This window comes from Streptomyces pacificus (genome assembly GCF_011766325.1).
GTDB lineage: Bacteria > Actinomycetota > Actinomycetes > Streptomycetales > Streptomycetaceae > Streptomyces > Streptomyces pacificus.
Map to the genome: position 1 here is coordinate 16,066 of NZ_BLLG01000017.1, position 20,668 is coordinate 36,733.

14 protein-coding genes are annotated in these 20,668 nt (G+C 72.7%); 11 read left to right on the forward strand and 3 right to left on the reverse strand.

Translation table 11 applies throughout. The features are described 5' to 3' along the window. Positions 1-122 precede the first annotated feature (122 nt). Both rnhB and SCWH03_RS22410 read left to right on the forward strand, forming a co-directional pair. Positions 123-833 (forward strand): ribonuclease HII, encoded by a 711-nt coding sequence (gene rnhB / locus SCWH03_RS22405; protein WP_173266101.1) that lies wholly within the window; start codon positions 123-125, stop codon positions 831-833. Positions 834-936: 103 nt separating this feature from the next. Next, on the forward strand, positions 937-1,551 hold the full coding sequence (locus tag SCWH03_RS22410; protein WP_173266102.1) for a hypothetical protein: 615 nt from the start codon (positions 937-939) through the stop codon (positions 1,549-1,551). 537 nt (positions 1,552-2,088) lie between these two features. Here the strand turns inward: SCWH03_RS22410 and SCWH03_RS22415 are convergent. Together SCWH03_RS22415 and SCWH03_RS22420 are read right to left on the reverse strand one after the other, a co-directional pair. Further along, entirely contained in the window at positions 2,089-2,718 is a 630-nt protein-coding gene (locus tag SCWH03_RS22415; protein WP_173266103.1) for a hypothetical protein, read from the reverse strand. 218 nt (positions 2,719-2,936) lie between these two features. Next, positions 2,937-5,108: a RecQ family ATP-dependent DNA helicase gene (locus tag SCWH03_RS22420; RefSeq protein WP_173266104.1), complete on the reverse strand. Its 2,172-nt coding sequence runs from the start codon at positions 5,106-5,108 to the stop codon at positions 2,937-2,939. Positions 5,109-5,219: 111 nt separating this feature from the next. On the opposite strand from SCWH03_RS22420, the gene SCWH03_RS22425 reads away from it, so the two are divergent. The 6 genes from SCWH03_RS22425 (at position 5,220) to SCWH03_RS22450 (ending at position 14,987) form a co-directional block, all read left to right on the forward strand. Next, positions 5,220-6,959, forward strand: a complete 1,740-nt coding sequence (locus tag SCWH03_RS22425) for a DUF4192 domain-containing protein (RefSeq protein ID WP_173266105.1) — start codon at positions 5,220-5,222, stop codon at positions 6,957-6,959. Positions 6,960-7,702: 743 nt separating this feature from the next. Next, positions 7,703-8,461: an NUDIX hydrolase gene (locus SCWH03_RS22430; protein WP_173266106.1), complete on the forward strand. Its 759-nt coding sequence runs from the start codon at positions 7,703-7,705 to the stop codon at positions 8,459-8,461. Positions 8,462-8,621: 160 nt separating this feature from the next. Further along, positions 8,622-10,874 carry an ATP-binding cassette domain-containing protein gene (locus SCWH03_RS22435; protein ID WP_173266107.1) on the forward strand — a complete coding sequence of 751 codons (2,253 nt, stop codon included), beginning with the start codon at positions 8,622-8,624 and terminating at the stop codon, positions 10,872-10,874. 181 nt (positions 10,875-11,055) lie between these two features. Continuing rightward, complete coding sequence (locus SCWH03_RS22440; protein ID WP_272491112.1) at positions 11,056-11,922, forward strand: FadR/GntR family transcriptional regulator; 867 nt, start codon at positions 11,056-11,058, stop codon at positions 11,920-11,922. A 345-nt stretch (positions 11,923-12,267) separates the two neighbouring features. Beyond that, positions 12,268-13,827, forward strand: coding sequence for an RNA polymerase sigma factor (locus SCWH03_RS22445; protein ID WP_173266109.1), 1,560 nt, complete (start codon positions 12,268-12,270; stop codon positions 13,825-13,827). A 326-nt stretch (positions 13,828-14,153) separates the two neighbouring features. Further along, the gene (locus SCWH03_RS22450; protein WP_173266110.1) at positions 14,154-14,987 is read left to right on the forward strand and encodes a S1 family serine peptidase; all 834 of its coding nucleotides are present in this window, start codon (positions 14,154-14,156) and stop codon (positions 14,985-14,987) included. A gap of 227 nt (positions 14,988-15,214) precedes the next feature. On the opposite strand, the gene SCWH03_RS22455 is transcribed toward SCWH03_RS22450, so the two are convergent. Then, positions 15,215-15,445 (reverse strand): DUF7455 domain-containing protein, encoded by a 231-nt coding sequence (locus SCWH03_RS22455; RefSeq protein WP_017949380.1) that lies wholly within the window; start codon positions 15,443-15,445, stop codon positions 15,215-15,217. Between the two features lie 436 nt (positions 15,446-15,881). On the opposite strand from SCWH03_RS22455, the gene SCWH03_RS22460 reads away from it, so the two are divergent. From SCWH03_RS22460 to SCWH03_RS22470, 3 genes are all read left to right on the forward strand, one after another. Further along, positions 15,882-17,999 carry a DNA gyrase/topoisomerase IV subunit B gene (locus tag SCWH03_RS22460; RefSeq protein ID WP_173266111.1) on the forward strand — a complete coding sequence of 706 codons (2,118 nt, stop codon included), beginning with the start codon at positions 15,882-15,884 and terminating at the stop codon, positions 17,997-17,999. Positions 18,000-18,187: 188 nt separating this feature from the next. Next, a complete protein-coding gene (locus SCWH03_RS22465) occupies positions 18,188-18,754 on the forward strand; it encodes a DUF485 domain-containing protein (RefSeq protein ID WP_254076952.1) in 567 nt (188 codons plus the stop codon). Further along, positions 18,751-20,343 carry a monocarboxylic acid transporter gene (locus tag SCWH03_RS22470; protein ID WP_173266112.1) on the forward strand — a complete coding sequence of 531 codons (1,593 nt, stop codon included), beginning with the start codon at positions 18,751-18,753 and terminating at the stop codon, positions 20,341-20,343. Before SCWH03_RS22465 ends, SCWH03_RS22470 begins: the two co-directional genes overlap by 4 nt. Positions 20,344-20,668 lie beyond the last annotated feature (325 nt).

Sequence of the window (20,668 nt, forward strand, 5' to 3'; positions counted from 1 at the left end):
ATCCGGCCGGTCCGGAAGTGGTGCGACGCGCGCGTCCTGAGCAGCGGCCGACTGCGGTCCCGTCCGGGGAAGGGGAGCCGGGGTGTCGCGACCGGGCCGCGCGGCGTAACCTGTCTGGCGCCATGCCGTACGAACCACCCACGCACACTGTCCAGCGCTCCCTCCGCGCCACCACCGGTGCCAAGATCGTCGCCGGTGTCGACGAGGTCGGGCGAGGGGCGTGGGCCGGTCCGGTCACGGTGTGCGCGGCCGTCACGGGTCTGCGCCGGCCGCCCGCCGGGCTGACCGACTCCAAGCTGATCACACCCAGGCGCCGTGCGGCGCTGGCGGCGGAGCTGGAGCGCTGGGTCTCCTGTCATGCGCTCGGGCACGCCTCCCCGGAGGAGATCGACGATCTGGGCATGACGGCGGCCCTGCGCCTGGCGGCGTCCCGGGCCCTGGAGGGGCTTCCGGTCCGTCCCGACGCGGTGATCCTGGACGGCAAGCACGACTACCTCGGCGCACCGTGGCGGGTTCGGACGGTCATCAAGGGCGACCGGTCCTGTGTCGCCGTCGCGGCCGCCTCGGTGATCGCCAAGGTGCGGCGGGACGAGCTCATGGCCGCGCTGGGACGGGGGACGGCGGCCGTCGGGCCGTACGCGTTCGCCGAGAACGCCGGCTACCCGTCGCCGGTGCACAGGGCAGCGCTGCACGACCTCGGTCCCACGCCCTTCCACCGGCTGTCCTGGGCCTACCTCGAGCAGATGCCGCGCTGGCGGCATCTGAGGAAGGTCCGGACCCCCGCGCAGGCGGCCGCTCTGGAAAGCGGGGGCCAACTCGGCTTCGACTTCTGAACCGGCCGTACCAGGAGTACTGTGCCGACCGGCCCGATAGCCGGTCGCACTCATGTACCACCCGCCGATGCTCGTCGCACCGGCGTTTGATAGAAATCCACCCATGCCTCTCATCCCCGAGGAGCCTCAGATTCACGAGAGTGCCCAGGGTCCCCGCGCCTCGGCCGCAGGCCGCACCGCGCCGACCCCCCGTCCCGTACCCGGTCCGCGCAGCGTGGCCGCCCCCCGTTCCGGGCGCCCCGGCCCCGGTCCGGCCAGGCCCGCTCCGCCCGCGCAGCGCGCGCACGGCTCCGCCGCTCCGGCGTCGCCCCGGAAGCAGAATCGTTCCGCGCCGCAGATCCAACTCATCCCCGCTTCCGCCGAGGGGGCGCTCGACGCCGCCGGTGAGGCCGTCGACCTGCTGCTCGACTCGGGGCGCGCCCCGGGCGAGATACTCGTTCTGACCACGGGCGAGCAGCATCCCTGGGCGACTCACGAGCTGTCCTTCGGCGAGAGCGCCTACTGGGCCCAGCACGATGCCGCCGACGACGTGTTCTACGCGGACGCCGCCTCGGTGGGACGCGCCTCGCCCCGGACCGTGGTCGTCGTCGCCGTGAACGGCGACAGCGGCGACGGCGCCGCCCAGGTGCTGCCCGTTGCCCTGGGGCGCGCGCGAGCGCTGCTGATCGTGTGTGGTGACCCCGAGCGGATCAACGCGGCGCTCGGTGCGGCTGCCTGAGCGAGCGGCCCGGCGGCGTCTGCGGTCGGACCGGGGGCGGCGCGGAATGTGTCCGGCGCCATGCTCGGTCCTGACGCGGTGTCCAGCCCGGTGCGGTGCGGGCGTGCACCGGCACGGGGCCGGGCCCGCGGCGGTGCGGCGCACCACCGGAGCACGGGGCGCGGCCCGGGCGTGGGCGCCTGCCCTGTCCTCGTCTGCGGAGCCGTGGTCCCTGCACCGCAGGCGCCGGTGCGGGCGAGTGCCGGAGCAGGCAGGGTTCGCCCGTCAGGGAGCGGCGCGGCGCAGGGCGGCGCGGGGTTCGTTGCGGTGCCCCGCAAGGCGCCGGATCGGCCTCGTCGTAGGCCTACTCGGTGAATTCGGCTGATTCGGCAGCGCCGCGGTTCCTCGTGTCTGCCCTGCCGGGCGGCGCGACAGGGCGAACCTCGCCTGAGGCGGCCGGCGCCGCTCGGCGTGGTGCCTGACGGGTGATGGGGTGATGTCAGCCGACGCGCACGAGCGAGGCCGGGACCCGGATGCCGGAGACGGCCACCGGAGGCTTCAGCGGGCCGCCGTACGGCGCATCGCCTCGGCGGCGCCGCTCGCCGTGCGCATGGGTGCCCTCCCCGGGCCGGACACCAGCTCCGCGAAACCGGCCGGTGGAGATCCGGAGCTGGGCCGGCGGCCGCCGCGCCCATCACCGAGCACCTGCCACCCGCCGCGCGTGAGCGTGATGTACGCGCCGCAGCGCAGCCCGTGCAAGGTGCACGCGTCCCGCAGGCCCCACATCCAGGCGCCGTCCTCCTCCGTCCAACGCTCGTCGCCCTCACGGCAGTAGAGCAGCACGGCGGTACGCACCGGTGAGCGGCGCCGCAGGTCGTGGGGGATGACTCGGCGCAGTTGCGCCAGCAGGGTGTTGCGGAACTCCCACCCGTCGGCCGGGGCGGGCCGCCGGGCGAACGAGGCACTGGCGACGAGGCGTTCCTCGGTGTCGAGCACGGCGACCACGGCCGTCGAGAGCGCGGGCTCATGCCGGACATGCAGCCCGCTGACCACCTCGCGCGGGTTGCGAAGGAGGGGTATCCCCGCTTCCGCCCACTCCGCGGGTGCCAGCAGTCTGGTGAGGCGGCTGGCGGAGCCGGCCGATCCATGGAACGAAGTGGCTGCGGACGAGGCGAATCCGAAGGTCACGGTCCTCCCTTCGCATACGCGCCCGCAGCACGGGCAGGGTCGAGTGAGGGCGCACCGCGGCATGGCCCTTGCGGACCGCGATCGGACCGGGCGGGGGCGGTGGTTCCAATTCTTGCGGGCCCGGGGGCGGGCGGCAACGAGCAATTGACGCCGCTGACTGGAATAGACGGAAATGGCGCTGATTTCCCTGCGCGTCGACCCACTACGCGCCGCAACCTCTACGCCTGAACTGCCAGGACCAGTGGAAGGACTCCCTCGGCTCCCGCCCGCAGCAGCAGCCGTGAGGCGACGGCGAGGGTCCAGCCGCTGTCCGAAAGATCGTCCACAAGCAGCACCGGGCCCCCCGCTTCCGTCAGCGCCCGCACGAGCTCCGGTGGAAGGACGAAGGCCTCATGCAGCCCGCGCACCCGCTGCGCGCTGTTCGTACGGGAGATGTGCCGGTCCTGCCAACCGTCCGCGTAGCCGATGGTGCCGAGGACGGGCATCCTTCCGACCTCCGCGATGCGGGCTCCGAGCGATTCCACGAGTCGAGGTCTGGTGCGCGAGGCCATGGTCACGACCCCGACGGGGCGGGCCGGAGCCCCCGGGGCCCCGGAGGACCAACCACCGGGTCCCCTGGCCCAGTCGGCCAGCACACTCACGACGGCGTCGGCCACATCGGCGGGCACCGGGCCGTCCGGGGACTGCACGGCGAGCATCGGCCGAAGCCGGTTGCCCCAGCCGATGTCGGAGAGTCTGCCCAGCGCCCGGCCGGTGAGGGCCCGCTCGCCCGCGGGAATACGGCCCTTCAGGTCCACCCCGACCGCCGAAAGGCCCGTGGGCCACATCTTGCGGGCCTCCACCTCCACGCCGGGGCGGCCCAGTTCGCCTCGGGCGGCGTCCAGCGCGGCGGCCGACACGGAGGCGTCGAAGCGGGGCCCGGCGCAGTTGTCGCAGCGTCCGCACGGGGCCGCGTCCCCGTCGTCGAGCTGCCGGCGCAGAAACTCCATCCGGCAGCCCGCGGCCGAGGCGTAGTCGCGCATTGCCTGCTGCTCGTTCTCTCGTTGGCGCGCCACCCACGCATAGCGCTGGGAGTCGTACACCCACGGCCGGCCGGTCGTCGTCCAGCCGCCCCTGACCCGGTGCACGGCTCCGTCCACGTCGAGGACCTTGAGCATGGCCTCCAGCCGTGTGCGTCGCAGCTCGACGAGCGGCTCCAGCGCCGGGAGCGACAGGGGCCGCTCCGCCTGTGCCAGGACATCGAGGGTACGTCGCACGAGGTCCTCGGACGGGAAGGCGACGGAGGCGAAGTACTGCCAGATCGCCTCGTCCTCCCTGCCGGGCAGGAGCAGCACCTCGGCGTGTTCCACCCCGCGCCCCGCCCGGCCCACCTGCTGGTAGTAGGCGATGGGAGAGGAGGGCGATCCGAGGTGGACGACGAAGCCGAGGTCGGGCTTGTCGAAACCCATTCCGAGCGCGGAGGTGGCGACCAGGGCCTTCACCCGGTTCGTCAGCAGGTCGTCCTCCGCCTGCTGCCGCTCCGCGTTCTCGGTGCGGCCCGTGTACGAGGCCACCGTGTGTCCGCAGTGCCGCAGATATGCCGTCACCTCCTCCGCGGCGGCGACGGTCAGCGTGTAGACGATCCCGGAGCCGGGCAGCTCGTCGAGGTGGTCGGCGAGCCAGGCCAGCCGATGGGCGGCGTCGGGGAGCCGGAGCACGCCGAGACTGAGGCTTTCCCGGTCGAGCGGCCCGCGCAGCACCAGCGCGTCGGTGCCCGCACCCGTGCCCAGTTGCTCGGCGACGTCGGCGGTCACCCGGGCGTTGGCCGTCGCCGTCGTGGCCAGCACCGGGACTCCGGGCGCCAGATCGGCGAGCATCGTGCGCAGCCGCCGGTAGTCGGGCCGGAAGTCATGGCCCCAGTCGGAGATGCAGTGCGCCTCGTCCACCACGAGCAGACCGGTCGCCGCCGCGAGCTTCGGCAGTACCCCGTCTCGGAAGTCGGGGTTGTTCAGCCGCTCGGGGCTCACCAGCAGCACGTCGACCTCGCCCGCCGCCACCTCGTCCTGGACCGACTCCCACTCCTCCGTGTTCGACGAGTTGATCGTCCGCGCCCGGATGCCCGCCCGCGCGGCGGCCTCCACCTGGTTCCGCATGAGTGCGAGCAGCGGCGAGACGATCACTGTCGGGCCGCTGCCCCGCTCACGGAGCAAGGAGGTGGCGACGAAGTACACGGCGGACTTGCCCCAACCCGTCCGCTGCACGACCAGCGCCCGGCGCTTCTCCGCCACGAGTGCCTCGATGGCCCGCCACTGGTCCTCGCGGAGCCTCGCCGCCCCGGTGGTGTCCTCGACGAGACGTGCGAGTACTGCGTCGGCCGACGCCCTGAGCCGTGCGCGATCTGCGTTGGTCATGCCCCCATGCAACCCGATGGCACGGGCAATGCGCGAACGGGCCGGACTTCCTGTGGAGAACGTTATCCACAGGGGTCGCGGTCCGTTGGCGGTCCGCGGGAACGTCGTGCCATGAACAGGCACCACGAATCCCACGGGCCGCCCGCCGACGATCAGCAGCAGGTCATCCTGCGCGGGCCCGCCGAACTCGCCGACGCCCTGCCGTACATGCTGGGCTTCCACCCGACCGACTCGATCGTGCTCGTCGCGCTCCACGGCAGGCGGGGCCGCTTCGGAGGGCGGCTCCGGGTGGGCATCCCGGAATCACCCCGAGAGTGGCTGCCCGTCGCCCGGCACCTCGCCGAGTGCCTCGTCGAGGGCAGCGAGAGCCGGGGCGCCCGGCCCGACGGCATCGTCGTCTTCCTGTGCCGGGACCCCGCGGAAGGGGAGTCCGGCCGGGCCGTGATAGAGCGGCTGCGCCCGCTCGCGCAGTGGCTCCGGACCTCCTGCGGCGCACTCGACGTGCCGGTCCCGGAGGCCCTGTGCGTTTCGGGCGGCCGCTTCTGGAGCTACTGCTGCCCGGATGCGCGCTGCTGTCCGGTGGAGGGGACGGCGACGGCGGTCCCGGGCACCTCGGTGATGGCCGCGGCCGCGGCCTATGCGGGCATCCAGGTGCGGGGCTCACTGCGGGAGATGGAGGCCCGTCTGGAGCCGCTCGGAACCCCGGCCATGGCCGGTCAGGAGCGGGCCCTGGACTCCGCCGGCGCTGCTCTGCTGCCGAGGATCCTGGACGGAGGGAGCAGGGAGCGGGTCGGGTCCGAGACGTTGGGCCTCGCCCGCCGGTTGATGAAGCGCCTGGGGGAGAGCGCGACGCCGGACACGGACCGTTCCCCGGCTGACGCGCAGGATGACGAGCTGATCTCCCATGCCGAGGCCGCCGCGGTGATCCTCGGTCTCCAGGACCGCGACACCCGTGACCGGGCCGCCGGTTGGATGGAGGGCCCGGAGGGCCATCGCGCGCTCAGGCTGTGGCGCGCGCTCGCCCGTCGCTGCGTCGGCCCCTATGTGGAGCACGCAGCCGCTCCGCTCTCGCTGGCCGGCTGGGTGTCCTGGTCCACGGGCGACGAGCCGGGTGCGAGAGTGGCTCTCAGCCTCGCTCTGCGCGTAGATCCGGAGTACGTCTTCGCACGGCTGCTGCACCAGGCGTGCAACGACGGGCTGGATCCCGAGGACCTGCGCCGCTGCCTGCGCACCCGGCCGGCGGCGCAGGAGCCGCGGCGGGCAGGGGCGTCCGCGCCCGTCCCGGCGGACGAGGTCACCCCGACCGGTGCCGCCCGGCCGGGGTCGGGGCCTGCGGTCGCGGAGCTCACGGATGGTTCGGCGGGGTCGGGGTCGGGGCCGGGCTCCGCGGTCGCTGAGCCCAGGGCCGGGTGCGCGGGAAGCGCGCCTGGTCCTGCTGGCCCCCTCCCGGAGCCGCCCCTTGCCGAGCAGGCCGCTGAAGGCGCTTCCCCGGCCGCGGTGGCACCGGGGCGCACCCCAGCCGAGCGTCCCGGATCGGGCCATGACCCGTCCGCCTCCCCCGCGGATATGCCGGACGCGGAGGGCGACGGTATGCGGACCTCCGGCCCGGCCCGATCTTCGTGTCACCGCACCGAGGAGCCGCGGCGATCCGGGGCGCACCCGGGGTACCGGGTGCGCCCGGCGGTTCGGAAGCAGACGGCAGCGGGCTCCGCAGCTTCGGGAGCAGTCACCGCATCGAGGCGGCCTTCTGCTTCGCCTGCCGACGGTGGCGGGGCGGCATGCGGCGGCCCGTGCCCGGCAGGCCGCTCCGGTGAGCGTGGCACGGGAAGGGGCGCAGGGGACGGAGTCTGATCGGCCCCGGGCTCGCGCTGGTGCCTCCGTCCGGCTGGGCGGCGATGCCGGACCGGGCGACAGGAGCCGCCCGGTGCCGGTCGGGCACCGGGAGCCGTCCAAGCACCCTCCGCCTGCCCGTGCCCGCATATCCCCTGGTCGGGCCCGCCGGGCTCGCGAGGTCGCCGCCGACTCGCGCATCCGACGCCGTCGCGTGCCACTGCCCCGATCCGTGCTCCGCCTCCCCCCGGTCCGGTCCCCGCCCCGGTGGGCGGGGTGCCCCGGCTTGAGCTCCGTGCCGGCGTGCCCCGGGCCTGAAGCCCCCACGGACGGCGGTCTGTACGCGGTGTCCGGCCCTGCCGGGGAGCGACGGGCGGGCGCGGCCTGCGGGGCGCGGCGACGGCGGCTCCCTCCGCAGGGCGGGGCCCCGGTGTCCGGTGCCTGCGAGGGCGCGGCGGATGGGCGTCCTCGCCACCGGACGTACCCGGATGCCTCCGGCAACGCGGCACCGGAGCACCCCCCGAGCCCGAAGGGAACCGGGGAAGTGCGTGCCGGGAACCGCGGGCCGGGAGGAACTTTCGCAGCACGCCCGAATCAGTGGCCCGCCGCGACCGCGCTCCCGGGGGAAGCGGGCGGGGGCGGCCGCCGGGGCGTCGGGCCGGGGCCCGGCGGGGGAGTGCGCAGTCGACTCGATGAGCACGGGAAGTCGCCGTTCCCGCACGGAAGGGAGTGTTTATCGTCAGGGAGACGACTATGATCGCGGCATGCCCTACGACCCGTCGGCCTTCCCGCCCTTCGCCGTCACCGTCGACCTGGTCGTTCTCACCGTGCGGCGCGACGCGCTGTGCGCTCTGGTCGTGCGACGCGGTGAGCAGCCGTTCCAGGGGCGGTGGGCACTGCCCGGAGGATTCGTCAGGGCCGAGGAGGACCTCACGGCTGCGGCGGCGCGTGAACTCGCCGAGGAGACGGGGCTCTGCGTGCACGACCCGCGTTCCCCCGCGCCCGGTAGCGGCGCCCACCTCGAGCAGCTCGCGACCTACGGTGACCCGAAGAGGGACCCGCGGATGCGCGTGGTCAGTGTGGCGCATCTGGCACTCGCCCCGGACCTCCCGCCACCGCGTGCCGGGGGTGATGCGAACCAGGCGCGCTGGTCGCCCGTCGGGTCGCTGCTGAGCCAGCAGGGGGGTGCGCGTCACGAGGACCAGTACGGACAGCTCGCCTTCGACCACACCAGGATCCTGGCGGACGGCGTGGAGCGGGCCCGCTCCAAGATTGAGTACTCGTCGCTGGCCACGGCCTTCTGCCCGCCGGAGTTCACCGTGGGCGAGCTGCGACGGGTGTACGAGGCGGTGTGGGGAGTCGCCCTGGACCCGCGCAACTTCCATCGCAAGGTGACCGGGACCCCCGGTTTCCTGGTGCCCACGGGCGGTACCACGACCCGCCAGGGAGGGCGCCCGGCCCAGCTCTTCAGGGCGGGCGGTGCGACCCTGCTCAATCCGCCGATGCTGCGCCCCGAGGTCTGAGGCCCGCGGCCGTGGAGTTGCGGAAGCCGCGGCGGCATCTGACACCCGGCATTCCGGGGCTGCAAAGAATGTCTGAAATGTCGCGTTATCGTGCTGCGGTATCCACACCTGCCGCATACCCGCACTGCCGCCGAGCGGTCTCACCTCCGCAAGGGAAGCGATGCTCCAGGCCATCGGACTCACCAGCACCTCCCGCCACCACCGCGCGCGTGCCGTCGACGATCTGACCTTCGAGGCCAGGCCCGGCGACGTCACCGCCCTGCTCGGGGCCAGGGGTTCGGGCAAGAGCACGGCCCTGCGCCTGATGCTCGGGCTCGAGGCCGGCCGGGGCGTCGCGTACTTCCGCGGACGCCCCCTGCACGCCATGGCGACCCCGGCCCGGGAGGTCGGAGTGCTGCTGGCCGATGTCCCCGGGCATCCCGCCCGCACCGCACGGGGGCAGCTCCGCATGCTCTGCGCGGCCGCCGGAGTGCCGGTGTCGCGCGCGGACGACATGCTCGACCTCGTGGGCATCGCCGCACTGCGGGACGCCCGACTCGGCTCCCTCTCGCTCGGAATGGGCCGCCGGCTGGGACTGGCTTCCGCGCTGCTGGGCGATCCGCACACCCTGCTTCTCGACGCCCCGTCCCGGGGACTCTCGCCGCGCGAACACAGCTGGCTGTTCGGCCTGCTGCGCGCTCATGCCGCGCACGGCGGGACCGTCCTCTACACGACCGCGGACCCCAAGGAGGCCGCCGGGGCCGCAGATCGCGTGGTCACGATCGACCACGGCCGGCTCGTCGCCGACCAGGATGCCGCCGACTTCGCCCGTACCCGGCTCCGGCCGCGGGTCGCGGTCCGCACACCGCACACCGGAAGGCTCGCCGCGGCACTGAGCCGCGAGTCGCGGGCCGGACACCGCTCCGTCGAGGTCGTCATCGAGGGCGCGAACCGGCTCTCCGTGTACGGCAGCAGCTGCGCGGAGATCGGGGACGCCGCCTTTCGGTACGGCGTTCCCGTCCACCGGCTCGCAGAGGAGACCGGTGACGCCGGCCCTCGTCCGCTGTCCGCAGCCGTGCGCACGGGCGAGCCGGCGGAGGGCACCGCCCGCGCGGAGCCGGCCGGCCCCGGCCCCGTACCGGCGCGGTGCGGTCGTGCCGGTCCTCGGCTCACCGCCGGGGATGCCGCCCGGCCGGTATCCCCGGACGACGGCCTCCCGTACGCGCCCGAGCCCGGTGCGGATCCCCACCCCGCGGTGCCGCAGGATCCCGGCTGCCACCGCGCCGCTCCTCACGGGGCGGCCTCCCGTTCACCCGCGGTGCGCCGCCCGGACGCCGGTCCGGATCCGGCTGCCTCGCCGCCCTGCCCCGGAGTCCGCGATGCGGGCCACGAGCCCGCTGCCCGCAGCCGTATCCACGGCCACGCCTTTGCCCACATGCCCGTGGCGGGGGCCGGGGCCTTGGGCCCCGCAGCTCCCCCGCCCGGGGCCCGAGGCTCCACGGAGCCCGGCCCGGACGCCTCTGTGGAGCCTCGGGCGGGCGGCGCGCCGCGCACCGGTCCCCTCCGCAGCGGCCGGGGAGCTGTGCGCTTCGCTCGGCCTGCCGCGGAAGGGCAGCCCTCCGCCCGCCCCCGCAGGGGGGCGTCCCGCGCCGGGCGGCTGCCGTCGCAGCCGCTCCAGCCGCTGCGGTACGAACTGCGCCGCTTCCTCGGTGTCCGGACGACCCTTCTGGTCGTCGCGGCCGTGCTCGTCTCCTCGGCCGCACTCTCCGCCCTGCTCGGCCACGTCGGCCGCACCCCGCTGCCGGGCCTCCTCGGGGCCTGGCCCGACGGGTGGCCCCTGCCTCCGGCCGCCGTGGGGGCCGGCGTGCTCGGAGCCCTCTCGTTCGGGGAGGAGTTCCGCTATCCCGCTCTGGCGGCCGCCCGCGGAACCGTTCCCCGGCGGCTCGGGCTGCTCCTCGCCAAGCTTGCGGTGACGGCCGTGGCGGCCCTCGCGATCGGCGGCGCCGTCGTCGTGCTCGACGCCCAGGCGCTGTGGCTCCTGTACGGGTTGGACCCGCTGCCCGTTCCTGGGAACTGGGCTGCTCTGTGCCTGAGTTGGTCCGGGCTCCTGGTCGGCAGCGCGTGGTCGGGCCTGCTCGCCGCTGGCACCTTCCGCGGCACGGCCGCGGGTGTGGCGGCGGTGGCGGTGGTACCCGTGGTCGTGGTCCCCCTCGTGCGAAAGGCGTTGGACGGCCCGTCCGGCGGCTCGCTCGCGGGATTCGCGGGGCGTCTGCAGGAGCTGACCTGGCCGGGCTGGCCGCATGAGGTGGACCGCTGGTTGCTCGCCGGGCTGCGGGTGTTCGTGCAACCTGTGGGTGCAGCACTGATGTTGTCGCTTGTTGTCCTGCTGTGCTCGTATCTGCTCATCGGACTTCGCGGCAGGGCTCGTTGGTGACCGAGCGCGATCGTGGTGTGAGGGGCTGCCCGTAACTCCCCGAAGAATGACCGTTTCTTCCCGATAAGGCGTCAATTGCGAGGTGGGCGCCGATCACCCTTTCGTGTGCTTTTCACCAAAGACCTCAAGGGTGGCTGAGGGCACGCCGACATAAAGATGCGTGAGTACCCTTGCGCACACCATGATGACCGCCGCCCGCCCCGCCGAATCCGGTCTCGCCGGCCCGGGCAACCTCGACCGATACCCTTACCCGGAGGTGCCCGGCGTCGACCGGGTCGGCCCCCCGGCCTGGGACACCGCGGAAAGCGAGTTGGGCCGGGCCGGCCGCCGTGCCGCGGGCAGCCGGGGTCGCGGGCTCCACGGTCAACTCGTCCAGCAGCTCGGCCAGATGATCGTCTCCGGGGACCTCGGGGCCGACCGTCCGCTCGTGCCGGAGGAGATCGGCCAGCGCTTCGAGGTCTCCCGCACCGTGGTCCGCGAGTCGCTGCGGGTCCTCGAGGCCAAGGGCCTTGTCAGCGCCCGCCCGAACGTGGGCACCAGGGTTCGTCCGGTCAGCGACTGGAACCTGCTGGACCCCGACATCATCGAGTGGCGAGCCTTCGGTCCCCAGCGCGACGACCAGCGCCGCGAGCTGACCGAGCTCCGCTGGACGATCGAGCCGCTCGCCGCCCGGCTGGCGGCGGGGCACGGTCGCGAGGAGGTCCAGCAGCGTCTCGCCGACATGGTGGAGATCATGAACCACTCGCTGGCGCAGGGCGACGGGATCACGTTCGGCCGTGCCGACGCCGAGTTCCACTCGCTGCTGATCCAGGTCGCGGGCAACCGCATGCTGGAGCACCTGTCGGGCATCGTGGCCGCCGCCCTGCAGGTGTCCGGGGGGCCTGCCGCGGGCTGCGATCGCCCGTCCGAGGCGTCCCTGGCGCACCACGCGCGCATCGTGGACACCGTCGCCGCCGGCGACGCGAACGGCGCCGAGACGGCCATGCGGCAACTTCTCACCGCCCACCCCGAGGTGGAGCGTGTGGTCCCGGCTCCGCGCGAGCACTGACCGGCGGCTGTGGCCGGGGTGTTCGAGGTGCACCCTCGTGTGTCGCCGGACCATGGGGTCCGGCGACACGATCGTGGGTCCGGACACCGAACGGGCACCCTGTTTGGCCGTTTGGCCGCGTATGGGGTGTGACTCGGGCCACGCGTCATGGGCGTAACACTCCTCGAGGCAGCGCGATGACCTAAGAGGTGACAGCCGAGGAGGGAATACGGGCGCCGATCGCGGCGCTGTTCACTCTCCGAGGTTCACCCCGCGCCGTCGGTACATCCCCAACCGGCGGTCGTCGGCTCCGGCCCGATCACGGGCGGGGCCGGAAGCCGTTTCCATCGTTCCGAGAGGTTGTTCGTGTCGGCCAGCACATCCCGTACGCTCCCGCCGGAGATCGCCGAGTCCGAGTCTGTGATGGCGCTCATCGAGCGGGGAAAGGCTGATGGGCAGATCGCCGGCGATGACGTGCGTCGGGCCTTCGAGGCCGACCAGATTCCGCCAACCCAGTGGAAGAATGTTCTGCGCAGCCTCAACCAGATCCTCGAGGAAGAGGGTGTGACGCTGATGGTCAGTGCCGCGGAGTCGCCCAAGCGCACCCGCAAGAGCGTCGCAGCGAAGAGCCCGGCGAAGCGCACCGCCACCAAGACCGTCGCGACCAGGACGGCAGCGGCCAAGACCGCCGCCTCCGCCGCGGCGGCCACCACCGGCGACGAGGCCCCCGCGGCCGCCGGGGAGACCTCCGCACCCGCCAGGAAGACCGCAGCGAAGAAGACCGCGGCCAAGAAGGCGACGCCCGCCAAGAAGACGGCAGCGAAGAAGACCGCGGCCAAGAAGGCGACGGCGGCCAAGAAGGACGCGGAGGAACTGCTCGAGGGCGAGGAGGCGCTCGAGGAGCCGCAGACCGGCAAGGCCGGCGGCGACGAGCCGGAGGGGGCCGAGAACGCCGGCTTTGTGCTGTCCGACGAGGACGAGGACGACGCTCCCGCGCAGCAGGTGGCGGCGGCCGGGGCGACCGCCGACCCGGTGAAGGACTACCTGAAGCAGATCGGCAAGGTCCCCCTGCTCAACGCCGAGCAGGAGGTCGAGCTGGCCAAGCGCATCGAGGCCGGCCTCTTCGCCGAGGACAAGCTCGCCAACTCCGACAAGCTCGCCCCGAAGCTCAAGCGTGAGCTGGAGATCATCGCCGAGGACGGCCGCCGCGCCAAGAACCACCTGCTGGAGGCCAACCTCCGACTGGTCGTGTCGCTGGCCAAGCGCTACACCGGCCGCGGCATGCTCTTCCTGGACCTGATCCAGGAGGGCAATCTCGGTCTGATCCGTGCCGTGGAGAAGTTCGACTACACCAAGGGCTACAAGTTCTCCACGTACGCCACCTGGTGGATCCGTCAGGCGATCACCCGCGCCATGGCCGACCAGGCCCGTACGATCCGCATCCCGGTGCACATGGTCGAGGTCATCAACAAGCTCGCGCGCGTTCAGCGCCAGATGCTCCAGGACCTGGGCCGCGAGCCCACCCCGGAGGAGCTGGCCAAGGAACTCGACATGACCCCGGAGAAGGTCATCGAGGTCCAGAAGTACGGCCGTGAGCCGATCTCGCTGCACACCCCGCTGGGCGAGGACGGCGACAGCGAGTTCGGTGACCTGATCGAGGACTCCGAGGCCGTCGTCCCGGCCGACGCCGTGAGTTTCACCCTCCTCCAGGAGCAGCTGCACTCGGTGCTCGACACGCTCTCGGAGCGTGAGGCGGGCGTGGTCTCCATGCGATTCGGCCTCACCGACGGCCAGCCGAAGACGCTCGACGAGATCGGCAAGGTCTACGGCGTGACCCGCGAGCGCATCCGTCAGATCGAGTCCAAGACGATGTCCAAGCTGCGCCACCCGTCCCGGTCCCAGGTGCTGCGCGACTACCTGGACTAGCTGGACTGGCGGGACCGGCCGGACCGGCCGTGGACCGGCCGAGCGGCGCCGAAGCACGGGCCGTCCGGCAGTGGGCCCGGCGCACCCCCGGAACCACGGGGTGCGCCGGGCCCGGGGTCTGTCCGGGCCCGGACAGACCCCGGACGGCCTGTGGTCAGGCCGCCCCGGGGGCCGTCCTCTCGTCGCCGCGCCGGCCGTTGCCGGCGTCGGGCCCCTCGGAGCCGGTCCGCCGGAAGCCGCAGGCGCACCCCTCCCGCGCGGGTGCAGACGGAGCTCCGCTGTCTGACGCTGAGTGCACGGAGAGGTCCGGAGAGTCAGGAGAGCGCATGCGACGTCCCATCATCCGATGCCTGCCGGCGGCCGTGGCCCTGGCCTCTGCCGCGGCCCTGACGCCACTTGCCGCCCAGGCTCCGGCGGCGGCCGACAGCGTGATCATCGGAGGCGCGGCGGTGCGCTCCTCGGAGATCCCCTGGGTCGTCGCGCTGTCCAGCCGTGACCGGTTCGGGGGTATCAGGGCCGGTCAGTTCTGCGGTGGTGCGGTGGTCGCGCCCACCCAGGTGCTCACCGCGGCCCACTGCCTCAGCCGCGAGGTGCTGGGGAAGCCGGTGGGCGAGGTGCGGGACCTCCGGGTGATCGCGGGGCGTGAGGATCTGAGCAAATCCGACGGCCACGAGATCCCGGTGCGGGAGGTCCGGCTTGCGCCCGGTTACGACCCCGTGACCGGCTCAGCGGATCTGGCCGTGCTCACCCTGGGGGCCGCCCTGCCCGCGCACCATGCCGTCGCTACGGCCCGCCGGGGCGACGAGGCCTACCGGCCGGGCACCCCGGCGACGGTCTACGGCTGGGGGGACACGACGGGGTTCGGGACGTACTCCGGTACGCTGCATGCCGCCCCGGTGCAGGTGCAGCCGGACTCGGTGTGCGCGCGAGCCTATCCCGGAAGCGTGCTGGGGGGTCGCTACCTGCCGGCGACCATGATGTGCGCCGGAGACGCCAGGGGCGGTCACGATGCCTGCCAGGGCGACAGCGGTGGCCCGCTGGTGGCGCGGGGCCGGCTGATCGGGATCGTCTCCTGGGGCAGCGGCTGCGGGCGGGCGGACGCTCCGGGCGTCTACACCCGGGTCGGCGAGGTGCTGCCCACCGTGGCCGATCGGCACTGATCCCCGCGCCGGTCGGCGGTGCCCGGTGCCCCCGGCCCGGACGGTTGCGGGCCGCGGCCCCGTCGGCCGGGCCCGGGGTCCGCAGGGGGATCACCGCGGGGGCGCGCCGTGTCGCCGCGTGGCGGGGCGAGCAGAACGGGCGGCTGCCCCCCTACCGGGGGCGGCCGCCCGTCGGCCGGTCCTGGACCGGCCTCTGGCTCGTCGTGGGATGAGAGACGCCAGCGCCGTCAGCGCTCGTCGTCTCCGGCGCTGGCCGGTACAGCCGTCAGGCGGTCCGTCTCATCCTGTATCTCAGCGGCGATCTTCTTGAGTTCCGGCTCGAACTTGCGCCCGTGGTGGGCACAGAAGAGCAGCTCACCGCCGCTTGTCAGGACGACGCGCAGGTACGCCTGGGCGCCGCAGCGGTCGCAGCGGTCAGCGGCCGTCAGCGGGCTCGCGGGGGTCAGAACAGTAGTCACGTCGCCTCTTCTCTAGCTCGACGAGCTGTCGTACCAGGGTCAACATCCAACCAGGCCGAAAACGTTCCCGCTCCTGCCTTTTCCCTGAGACTTCTCGGTCACGATGGCTGTCTGCTGCCGGTTGGCGGCGAATGTGCCGTATTGCTTGGCTCTACGGTTTCGCTTGGCTTCTCTGGGCCTTGGGTCCTCCCGGCGGGGTTGCCGGTTGTTCATGAGGACGTGCCCGGAGCCTAAATGGTTCATGCCTGGAAGGGAACGTGATGTGCATGTCACTCCATCGAGGTATCGAACGCGCATGCGACTCTGGACTAGCATGTTGAATCATGAGGGTGGCGTGACATCGGCTCTACCAGGCCTCGGTACCCTCTGACGGTCGACCGACGCCGGCCGTCTCCCCCACACGGCCACCATCCGAATTCAGCGAGGAGCGAACCGCGTGACCGCCGAAACGTCCGTGCCGTCCAGTGCGCTGCTGACCGCAGACCGTGACGGTTCCAACTACACCGCGCGGCACCTGCTCGTCCTCGAGGGGCTCGAGGCCGTCCGCAAGCGGCCGGGCATGTACATCGGCTCGACGGACAGCCGGGGCCTGATGCACTGCCTGTGGGAGATCATCGACAACTCGGTGGACGAGGCCCTCGGCGGCCACTGCGACCACATCGAGGTCGTCCTCCACGACGACGGCTCGGTCGAGGTCCGCGACAACGGCCGCGGTATCCCGGTCGACGTGGAGCCCAAGACCGGGCTGTCCGGCGTCGAGGTCGTCATGACCAAGCTGCACGCCGGCGGAAAGTTCGGCGGCGGCTCGTACGCGGCCTCCGGCGGTCTGCACGGTGTGGGCGCTTCCGTCGTCAACGCGCTCTCGGCCCGTCTCGACGTCGAGGTCGACCGCGGCGCCGCGACCCATTCGATCAGCTTCCGCAGGGGTGTTCCCGGCATCTTCACCGAGTCCGGGCCGGACGCGCCGTTCGATCCGGCGAACGGACTGATCAAGGGCAAGCGGGTGCCCAGGAACCGGACGGGCACCCGGGTCCGCTACTGGGCGGACCGCCAGATCTTCCTCAAGGACGCCCGGCTCCAGCTGGAGACGCTCCACCAGCGCGCCCGCCAGACGGCGTTCCTCGTGCCCGGCCTCACGATCGTGGTGCGCGACGAGCGCGATCTCGAGGGCGAGGGAAAGTCGCAGGAGATCTTCCGTTTCGACGGCGGGATCAGCGAGTTCTGCGAGTTCCTCGCCCAGGACAGGGCGGTCTGCGACGTCCTGCGGCTGAGCGGCCACGGTACGTTCAAGGAGACCGTCCCCGTCCTCGATGACCGCGGCCATATGACGCCCACCGAGGTCACCCGGGAACTCGGCGTCGACATCGCGCTGCGCTGGGGCACCGGTTACGACACGACGGTCAGGTCGTTCGTGAACATCATCGCCACTCCCAAGGGCGGTACCCATGTCACCGGCTTCGAGCGCTCCGTCACCAAGACGGTCAACGAGGCGCTCCGCTCCACCAAACTGCTCCGCGTCGCCGAGGACGACGTCGTCAAGGACGACGCCCTCGAGGGGCTGACCGCCGTGGTGACCGTGCGGCTCGCCGAGCCCCAGTTCGAGGGGCAGACCAAGGAGGTCCTGGGCACCTCCGCGGCCAACCGCATCGTCGCCAACGTGGTCGCCAGGGAGCTCAAGGCGTTCCTCACCTCGACCAAGCGCGACGCCAAGGCGCAGGCACGGGCCGTCCTGGAGAAGGCCGTCGCCGCCGCGCGCACGCGCATCGCCGCCCGCCAGCACAAGGAGGCGCAGCGGCGTAAGACGGCCCTGGAGTCGTCGTCGCTGCCGGCCAAGCTCGCCGACTGCCGCAGCGACGACGTCGAGCGCAGCGAACTCTTCATCGTCGAGGGCGACTCCGCGCTCGGCACGGCCAAGCTCGCCCGCAACTCGGAGTTCCAGGCGCTGCTGCCGATCCGCGGCAAGATCCTCAACGTGCAGAAGTCGTCGGTCTCCGACATGCTCAAGAACGCCGAGTGCGGTTCGATCATCCAGGTCATAGGAGCCGGCTCGGGACGCACCTTCGACATCGACGCCGCCCGCTACGGCAAGATCGTCCTGCTGGTGGACGCCGATGTCGACGGCGCGCACATCCGCTGCCTGCTGCTCACGCTCTTCCAGCGCTATATGCGGCCGATGGTCGAGGCCGGCCGCGTCTTCGCCGCGGTGCCGCCGCTGCACCGGATCGAGCTGATCCAGCCCAGGAAGGGCCAGGACCGGTACGTCTACACCTACTCGGACAACGAACTCCGCTCGACCCTGCTGGAGTTCCAGCGCAAGGGCATTCGCTTCAAGGACTCGATCCAGCGCTACAAGGGCCTCGGCGAGATGGACGCCGATCAGCTCGCGGAGACCACGATGGACCCGCGCCACCGCACACTGCGCCGGATCAACATCGGGGATCTGGAGGGGGCGGAGCGGGTCTTCGACCTGCTGATGGGGAACGAGGTCGCACCGCGCAAGGAGTTCATCACCAGCTCCGCGGCGACCCTGGACCGTTCGCGCATCGACGCCTGACCCCGGGGACGGACCCGGGCGTTCTCCGGCCCCGGGCGCAGGACCTGCAGTTCCTGCGCTATGCGCGCGCACTGCCAACCTCCGTCACCTGATGGGGTGAAGAGCTGCAGAGAGGAGTCCGGAATCCCCCCGTTCTGTCCATCCTTGGGCACGCGGCCGCAACGGTTCGCTGACAAGGAGAACTGAGCGTGGAGAAGCAGCAGGACCGGGACGACGCCGCGGTGCACATCGAGGACCCGTGGTACGACGCGCTGGCCGCCGGCTGGGGCGAGCCGGGTGGTGCGGACGATCCTGTTCCCCCGGGTGCCCCGGCGGCCCCGGCCACGGCGGTCGGCGGGCCGGGGCACCGGACGGGCGAGATCTACCTGGAAGTTCACCGCAGCGCGGCCTTCCAGGAGGTCCGCAGCCGCTATCGGCGGTTCGTGGTGCCGGCGACCACCGCCTTCTTCATCTGGTATGTGGCCTATGTGATCACGGCCACCGCGGCACCCGCGCTGATGGCCCGCCAGGTGATCGGCGCCGTCAACGTGGCGATGGTGGCGGGGCTCGGCCAGTTCCTCAGCACCTTCCTGCTGACCTGGGCCTACGCCCGGCACGCCCGGTTGCGCAGGGACCGTGCCGCACTCGATCTCCGCTGGGCGGTCTTCGACCGCACCCGGGACACGGAGTCGGTACCCGGTGAGGACGGCTGGTGGGGGAGTCCCACCGGCCTCCCGGCGCCCGGGCACGCCGGCGCGGGGGAGGACGGGAAGTGACGGGCGACCACCAGACACTGGCCCTCGTGCTGTTCAGCGCGTTCATCGCGGTGACCCTGGCCATCACCACCTGGGTCAGCCGCAACCGGCGCGGCTCGGCCGAGGAGTTCTACGCAGGCGGGCGGCTGTTCTCCCCGATGGAGAACGGCTTCGCGATCGCGGGCGACTACATGTCGGCGGCCTCGTTCCTCGGTATCTCCGGGCTGATCGCCCTCTACGGCTACGACGGAATGCTCTATTCCGTGGGCTTCCTCGTCGCCTGGCTGGTCGTGCTGTTCCTGGTGGCCGAACTGGTCCGCAACTGCGGCCGCTTCACGCTGGCCGACGTCGTCGCCAGCCGGATGTGCGAGCGTCCCGTCCGCATCGCCTCGGGAACCTCCTCGGTCGCCGTCTCCGTCCTCTACCTGGTCGCGCAGATGGTGGGCGCCGGCAGCCTGGTCGCCCTGCTCCTCGGCGGGACGAGCGATGCCGCGCGCTCGTGGACCGTCGTCGGCGTCGGGGCGCTGATGGTGGTCTACGTCTCGATGGGAGGGATGAGGGCCACCACCTGGATCCAGATCGTCAAGGCCGTGCTGCTGATGGCCGGTGCCACCGCGCTCACCGTGCTCGTCCTGGCCCGCTTCCACGGCGACGTCAACGCGATGCTCGACTCCGCCGCCGCGCAGAGCGGGCACGGCAGGGACTTCCTGTCGCCGGGACTGCGGTACGGCACGGACTGGACCGCGCGTCTGGACTTCATCAGCCTCGGCCTCGCCCTGGTACTCGGGACCGCCGGTCTGCCGCACATCCTGTCCCGCTTCTACACCGTGCCCACGGCCCGGGCGGCCCGCCGCTCGGTCGTCTGGTCCATCGGGCTCATCGGCAGTTTCTACCTGATGACGATCGTGCTCGGGTTCGGCGCCGCCGCCATCCTCGGCACCGGCACGGTGCGCTCGTCGAACGCCGCGGGAAACACGGCGGTCCCGCTGCTCGCCCTCGATCTCGGCGGTGGGGCGGGCTCCACCGGAGGCACGGTGCTGTTCGCCGTCGTCGCGGCGGTCGCGTTCGCGACGATCCTCGCCGTCGTCGCCGGCGTCACCCTGGCATCGTCGGCGTCGGTCGCCCACGACCTCTACGCGTCGCTGAGGCGGCGGCCCGGCGGAGGGCTCAGCGAGGTCACGGTGGCCCGTGTCGCCGCCGCGGTCATCGGCGCCGCCGCCATCGCGCTCGGCCTGCTCGCCCGCGACCTCAACGTGGCGTTCCTGGTCGGCCTCGCCTTCGCCGTGGCCGCTTCGGCGAACCTCCCGGTGCTGCTCTACTCGCTGTTCTGGCGCGACTTCACCACCCGGGGCGCGGTGTGGTCGGTGTACGGCGGCCTCGTTCCCGCGGTGCTGCTCGTGCTCCTCTCACCCGTGGTGTCGGGCAGCCCCGAGGCGCTGTTCCCCCACCTGGACTTCCAGTACTTCCCGCTGCAGAACCCCGGCCTCGTCTCCATCCCGCTCGGCTTCCTCGCCGGCTGGCTCGGCACCGCGACGTCCGCCGAGGAACCGCACGAGGCCAAGCACGCGGAGACGGAGGTGCGGGCGCTGACGGGGGCGGGTGCGGTCTGAACCGGGTAGGGCTCCTCGAACCCGGAGCTCCCCGGTGCACCCGGGTGGGCGCGGTCCGGGCCGGGACCCGCCACCGGTCACCGCTCCCGTCGGCCGCGGCGGGCGGAGGCCGTCGCCGCGTACGAGGAACCCGGTCGGTACCTCGGGCCCGTCCGTCAGCCCCTCTCTTCCGTCGCCGTGAGTTCCCGGCCGGCCTCGGGGCGGGCCGGCGCCTCGGGTTCGGACGGCGGTGAACTCCGCGCCCAGCCCACCCCCGTGCCGCTTAGCGCACCCGGGCTGCACCGCCCCGCCGTTCCCGGAACCGCCGTCCCCGGAACCGCCGTCC

Coding starts and splice junctions, on each gene's coding strand:
- rnhB (WP_173266101.1), top strand. CDS start 123: ATGCCGTACGAACCACCCACGCACACTGTCCAGCGCTCCCTCCGCGCC.
- SCWH03_RS22410 (WP_173266102.1), top strand. CDS start 937: ATGCCTCTCATCCCCGAGGAGCCTCAGATTCACGAGAGTGCCCAGGGT.
- SCWH03_RS22420 (WP_173266104.1), bottom strand. CDS start 5,108: ATGACCAACGCAGATCGCGCACGGCTCAGGGCGTCGGCCGACGCAGTA.
- SCWH03_RS22425 (WP_173266105.1), top strand. CDS start 5,220: ATGAACAGGCACCACGAATCCCACGGGCCGCCCGCCGACGATCAGCAG.
- SCWH03_RS22430 (WP_173266106.1), top strand. CDS start 7,703: ATGCCCTACGACCCGTCGGCCTTCCCGCCCTTCGCCGTCACCGTCGAC.
- SCWH03_RS22435 (WP_173266107.1), top strand. CDS start 8,622: ATGCTCCAGGCCATCGGACTCACCAGCACCTCCCGCCACCACCGCGCG.
- SCWH03_RS22440 (WP_272491112.1), top strand. CDS start 11,056: ATGATGACCGCCGCCCGCCCCGCCGAATCCGGTCTCGCCGGCCCGGGC.
- SCWH03_RS22450 (WP_173266110.1), top strand. CDS start 14,154: ATGCGACGTCCCATCATCCGATGCCTGCCGGCGGCCGTGGCCCTGGCC.